Source organism: Fulvivirga kasyanovii, from assembly GCF_009711405.1.
GTDB lineage: Bacteria > Bacteroidota > Bacteroidia > Cytophagales > Cyclobacteriaceae > Fulvivirga > Fulvivirga kasyanovii.
In genome coordinates, this window is the sequence record NZ_SMLW01000323.1 from 1 (window position 1) to 5,664 (window position 5,664).

At 43.4% G+C, this 5,664-nt stretch carries 7 protein-coding genes; 4 read left to right on the plus strand and 3 right to left on the minus strand.

Features of this window, described 5'->3' with window-relative positions:
* The first annotated feature begins 63 nt into the window (after positions 1 to 63).
* Genes E1163_RS02875 through E1163_RS02890 form a run of 4 tightly spaced genes read left to right on the plus strand, consistent with a single transcriptional unit; the run spans position 64 to position 3,763 of the window.
* Positions 64 to 303, plus strand: coding sequence for a hypothetical protein (locus E1163_RS02875; protein WP_155169265.1), 240 nt, complete (start codon positions 64 to 66; stop codon positions 301 to 303).
* A gap of 3 nt (positions 304 to 306) precedes the next feature.
* Positions 307 to 1,005, plus strand: coding sequence for a hypothetical protein (locus E1163_RS02880; protein ID WP_155169267.1), 699 nt, complete (start codon positions 307 to 309; stop codon positions 1,003 to 1,005).
* Between the two features lie 42 nt (positions 1,006 to 1,047).
* A complete protein-coding gene (locus E1163_RS02885; RefSeq protein WP_155169269.1) occupies positions 1,048 to 2,730 on the plus strand; it encodes a 1-acyl-sn-glycerol-3-phosphate acyltransferase in 1,683 nt (560 codons plus the stop codon).
* Positions 2,708 to 3,763: an NAD(P)H-dependent glycerol-3-phosphate dehydrogenase gene (locus E1163_RS02890; RefSeq protein ID WP_155169271.1), complete on the plus strand. Its 1,056-nt coding sequence runs from the start codon at positions 2,708 to 2,710 to the stop codon at positions 3,761 to 3,763. The genes E1163_RS02885 and E1163_RS02890 overlap by 23 nt, the downstream gene beginning before the upstream one ends.
* Positions 3,764 to 3,854: 91 nt before the next feature.
* On the opposite strand, the gene E1163_RS02895 is transcribed toward E1163_RS02890, so the two are convergent.
* From E1163_RS02895 to E1163_RS02905, 3 genes are all read right to left on the minus strand, one after another.
* The gene (locus E1163_RS02895; RefSeq protein WP_155169273.1) at positions 3,855 to 4,247 is read right to left on the minus strand and encodes an HIT family protein; all 393 of its coding nucleotides are present in this window, start codon (positions 4,245 to 4,247) and stop codon (positions 3,855 to 3,857) included.
* Positions 4,247 to 4,720 carry a transcription elongation factor GreA gene (gene greA / locus E1163_RS02900; protein WP_155169275.1) on the minus strand — a complete coding sequence of 158 codons (474 nt, stop codon included), beginning with the start codon at positions 4,718 to 4,720 and terminating at the stop codon, positions 4,247 to 4,249. The genes E1163_RS02895 and greA overlap by 1 nt, the downstream gene beginning before the upstream one ends.
* A 131-nt stretch (positions 4,721 to 4,851) precedes the next feature.
* Positions 4,852 to 5,664 (minus strand): pentapeptide repeat-containing protein (locus E1163_RS02905; RefSeq protein WP_155169277.1); only part of this gene is annotated, 813 nt, incomplete at its 5' end.

Sequence of the window (5,664 nt, forward strand, 5' to 3'; positions counted from 1 at the left end):
AAAATCATACATGGTTGATTTTTTGAAGATTAACGCAAATAGCGAAATTAAAGATACATTAAAATGAGAGTTATTGGGGAAATTCCACATGCGTCTTGCAAAATTACAATATTTCATTGGAATGGTAAGTATATCGTCAAGCTTGAACAGGGTTTGCTGGAGCAATCATATAAAATCGACGAAACAGAAATCATCGACCCTGATGAAATAAAAAACGTGCTGAATGAGGAATTTATGCAGTCAGTTCTCAAAAGATTTCGCGACATGCACGTAGACCTCATGAACTCACTTGAAACCCTATAACCCATGTATGTTGAAGGGCAAGCAGTACTGGCATTTTGCTATATTGGCAAGAATGGTGACGAAAAGAATATTTGTTACCTGACCAAAGACAACCTGTTGATCAAATACAAAAACCGACTGGAGTCTTTTGACCATGAAGCCATACACGGCATAAGTTTTGAACACAAAATGCTCTTATTCCCTTTGGTTCTGGGAGGCATCATTACGCCACTGAGCATCCATGGCCTGCTCAACACCTATATCAACCCCTGGCTCCTCCTCATTTCAATGGTTACAGGTCTATTTCTGATGTATTACGGCTGGGAAGGTTCTTCCTCCATGACCATAAAAACAAAAGTAAAAGACTATGATTTCTTCATCCGGCAGGTTTCCACTAACCTCAAGGCTTTTGCTGGATATGTACAGCACTATATCTCTGACGATGTAAATGCAAGAAGATTCTATTTCATCACTGACAAAGCTGGCTGGGAAAACTCTAAGGGAAATGAATTGTTTAAAGCTACAAAGCCCGTCGATTTATATAACTGGGAAGAAATTCGTCAGGTAAAAGTACCCGCCGGCAATGTGATATTGGCTGTCGACCCTACGGAAAGCGATGTTCAGATTTCTTTTATTCAGTCTTCTGACAAGAAAAAGCTGCAACCACAAATTGCAAATAGCTTCCCGGTGGCAGATATACATGAAGTAACGGTCTGGAATTAGTTCTTTCTCCCTATATTTGAAATTCTCAAAATAAGGATAGCAATGCCTAAAGGCAATTCAAAAGATAAATCATATAAACCTATTCTTCCCGGCACAAGTGACTGGCCGGTGGTGCAATTGAGCAAAAACAGGAAACAATTTATTGCTAAGGTAATAGAAGAATCCCTGGTCAAAATAAAAGATGCCAACCCTGGCAGACAAGAGCTGCGTGAAGAGCTGGAGTCGACCCTTTACCAGGAAAAGCTGCGTATAAAGCAAAACCCATGGAGGGTAGACCCTCAGGACGATTACAAGTTCTGGGAGCAGGTTAAAAATAGCCTTGTAGAGCTGGCCACTGAGCATGAAGCCCGCGAAAAAGAGGAAGACATACTTCGCAAAGTAGTTTCCCGGTATGCCCATGAAATAGCAGGCAATTTCAAAAAGACAAGGTACCAGCTCACCAGGGAGATGGTTAAATTTGGCTTTGCCAGACTACTCAATGCTACGCGGGTAAAAAGGTTTGGCGCCTTTTTCAGGAATGAATACACTTTAAGGGATAAGATCCAAATAACCGGAAAAGCCAAACAACTGCGAAGACTGGCCAGAAAAGGGACGGTAGTAATGGTACCTACTCATTTCAGCAACCTGGATTCCATACTGATTGGGTGGATCATACATGTACTGGGCCTGCCTGCTTTTATCTATGGCGCAGGGCTTAACCTGTTCAACATCAAGATCTTTGCATACTTTATGAACAGCCTTGGTGCTTATAAAGTAGACCGGCGCAAAAAGAATTTTATATACCTGGAAACCCTTAAATCCTACTCCAACCTTGCCATTCAGGAGGGGGCACATAGTTTATTCTTCCCGGGAGGCACGAGGTCGCGGTCAGGGGAAATAGAAAGCTCGCTGAAACTGGGCTTACTCGGTACAGCCATGGAGGCACAGCGATCTATCTATATGAAATACCCGAACGGTGAAGGCAAGAAGATTTTCATCGTTCCGGTCACCATCAATTATAATTTTGTACTAGAAGCCCCCTCTTTGATCCATGAGCACCTCGAACGACAGGGTGCAGAAAAGTACTATGTCGAAAGCGATGAGTATTCGACCTCTTACAACATGATCAAATTCCTGATCAAATTCTTCACTAAAGGCTCTGACATATCGGTGTCGATAGGCCGGGGAATGGATTTGCTGGGCAACTATGTAGATGACGAAGGCAATAGCATTGATCGGCATGGAAGGTTTATCAACACCAGGGATTACTTCACGTCAAACGGATTGATCAATGCCGATAAGCAACGCGAAGAAGAGTATACCAGGCGCTTAAGCCAGATAATTGTTAAGGAATACCATAAAATAAACAGGGTCTTTGCCAGTCATTTGGTTGCCTTTACAGCTTTTAAAATGTGGAGGAAACAGTATAACAAACTTGACCTGTATGACTTCCTGAGGCTCCCGGATGAAGACATGGTGATCAACTATGACGAGTTTAAAACCCAATTTAAAAAGGCCAGAAAACAGGTATTTAAACTAAAAAAACAAAACAAGGTAAATGTTGCTGCCCACCTGAAAGGAAGTATTGATGACGTCATCAGGCTGGGTATCGATAATGTGGGCATGTACCATAGTAAACGCCCGCTGCTCACGGACAAAGCGGGCAACATCATCACCAAAGACCTGAATACTTTGTATTACTATCACAATCGCATGAATGGTTATGACCTCGAAAAGTACATCTAAAAAGCCGGTTGGCGTAATCGGCGCAGGAAGTTTCGGATCGGCTATTGCCAATATTCTTGCTGAAAAAAGTGAGGTATTGCTCTACGCCCGCGACAGTAATACAGTTAAAAAAATTGCCGAGAACAAAGAAAACCGGGGACATAAACTCCACACCAATGTCACCCCCACCGGAGACTTGAGCTACCTGGCCAACTCTTGCGACGTTATATTCCCTATTGTCCCCTCTTCGGCTTTCAGAAGTATGATGCAGCAGCTATCGCCCTACCTCCACCCTTACCACATCCTGATCCATGGTACCAAAGGGCTTGATATTTCGTTGCCCCCCGGGGAAACGATTGACTCTGCACCGTTTCTAACCAGAGAAAACATTCGTACCATGAGCGAAGTGATCATGGATGAAAGTGTGGTAATACGCGTGGGCTGCCTCGCCGGCCCAAACCTGGCCAAGGAGATGGCGGCTAACCACCCGGCAGCTACTGTAGTTGCCAGCCATTACAAGGAAGTTATCAGGGAAGGGGAAAAACTGCTTCGCAATGACCGGTTTCAGGTATATGGCAATAGTGACCTGATTGGCATTGAGCTCGCGGGAGTCCTGAAAAATATAATTGCCATTGCTTCAGGTGCACTTAGCGGGCTGGGGCTTGGCGAAAATGCCAAGGGTCTTCTCATTAGCCGTGGCATGGTAGAGATGATCCACCTGGGTAAAGCCATGGGAGGAGATGTTGAGGCATTTGTAGGGCTTGCAGGCATCGGGGATCTGGTAACAACCTGCAACAGTACGCTCAGCCGCAATTTTACAGTAGGGCACAGACTCGCCAAAGGGGAAACACTGGACGAAATACTTGCCGATATGGAAGAAGTCGCAGAAGGTGTCAATACGGTACGGATAGCCAAAAAATTCATTGATACCGCCAAACTCAGGGCTCCTATCACTGAGGCCCTTCACGAAGTGCTGTTCGAAGGTCTTACCGTTGACAAGGCACTACAGCTATTGATGCGTTACCCTTATAACGTGGATATCGACTTCCTTTAATCCGTAGCTTCAAAGAATCACTATTGGCTATAAAACAACGAGGGGCTGCTAATGGCAGCCCCTCGTTGTTTTATCTCTTGATGGAAATATTCTAAAAATTACTCCTGATCTTGTCAGCCACTGCTTTCAGCTCGTCCTGAGAAGGATGTAATTTAGGTCTGGTGAAATTAATGTCATCCATGGTATTCAGCGGCACAAGGTGTACGTGGGTGTGAGGTACTTCAATACCAATTACAGCCACTCCTATTCGCTTACATGGGATAGTCTTTTCTATGGCCTTAGCCACACTTTTTGCGAATACATGCAGGCCACCCAGTGTATCATCATCAAGGTCATACATATAGTCGACTTCCTTCTTGGGCACTACAAGTGCATGGCCTTCGACCAACGGACTAACATCCAAAAAGGCTATATAATTATCATCTTCGGCCAGGATATGCCCTGGTATTTCTCTGTTAATGATCTTGGTAAAAATACTTGCCATCAGATACCTATTTCTATGATTTCAAATTCTATTTCACCACCAGGGGTTTGAATTTTTGCAGAATCTCCTGCCTTTTTACCCAAAAGTCCTTTTCCAATCGGAGACTGGACGGATATTTTGCTGGCTTTCAGATCTGCTTCTTCCTCCGACACCAGGGAGTAAGTAAAAACCGCACCGTTTTTGGTGTTTTTTATCTTCACTTTCGACAGGATAGAAACTTTTGAAGTGTCTATAGTACTTTCGTCAATAACCCGGGCATTTCCAACAACCTCCTCGAGTTGGGCAATTTTAGCCTCCAGATGGCCCTGAGCATCTTTAGCAGCATCGTATTCAGCATTCTCGCTCAAGTCACCTTTATCCCTGGCTTCAGCAATCTGCTTTGCTATATCGGCTCTTCCTTTTGTTTTCAGCTCGTTTAATTCGGCCTTTAACTTATCTAATCCTTCCTTGGTATAATATGCCACCTTTCCCATATTCTTTAATTTTATTAGCTCTATAAAAAACAAATAACGGTCTCTGGTATGAAACCGTTTATGATCACTTTTCCTTTAAATATGCCACAAAGGTAATTGTTTCTAACTCATGTTCAAAACAATCAACCTAACTACTTGCCGACGAGTTCGGGTATGTTTGTCTTAATCTGGTTAAGGATTTCATCATCAAACTGAGCCAGATACAGCGTTTTAGCTTTGGTCAGTTGCTCAAAAGTCAATCCCTTTGCACCGCGCAAATCTGCCTTGTACAAACTTGCATTTTCGAAGTTGGCTCCTGTAAGATAGCAATTTGTCAAATTAGCTTCCATCAAAAATGCATTTTTAAAATTAGACTTGATCAAAAAGGCATTTTCAAGTTGGGCCTTGATGAGATAAGCATCTTTGAAGTTTGCCCCGCTGGCGTAAGCCCCTTTCAGCATGGCCTGATTCAAATTCGAATTCTCCAGATTGGTCTGGTTAAGCCTGGTGTTTTCCAGGTTGGTCTCTATCAAAAAGGCATTGGATATATCCGCTGAGTTCAGGTTAGAACCGGCCAGGTTCACATAGTTAAGGTTAGTACGGGCCAGATGGCAGTTTACAAGATTGATCTCATGTATGCCGTGCCTGTTCAATCGCTTAATATTACCCACCGTCCTGAACGCAGCCTCTTCAGACTCCCAAAGGCGGAAATCATCGATCTCATCTTTGTATGTACGTATCCTTTGTCGAACTTCCCCGTTCTTATTCAGCCAGAATATAAGCATACCGATCACGGCGATGTCAAAGATCATACCGTGAGCCTCAGCAAGCACCTGACCAAAAAACGCATTAAAATCTGCCAGATAATACGGCATACTCAACCCCAGAACTATAATGGAAAGCACTACAAGTACTATCGCAGAGGTTAGTATGGGCTTTTCAATAATAGAGTTTACGTACTCTTT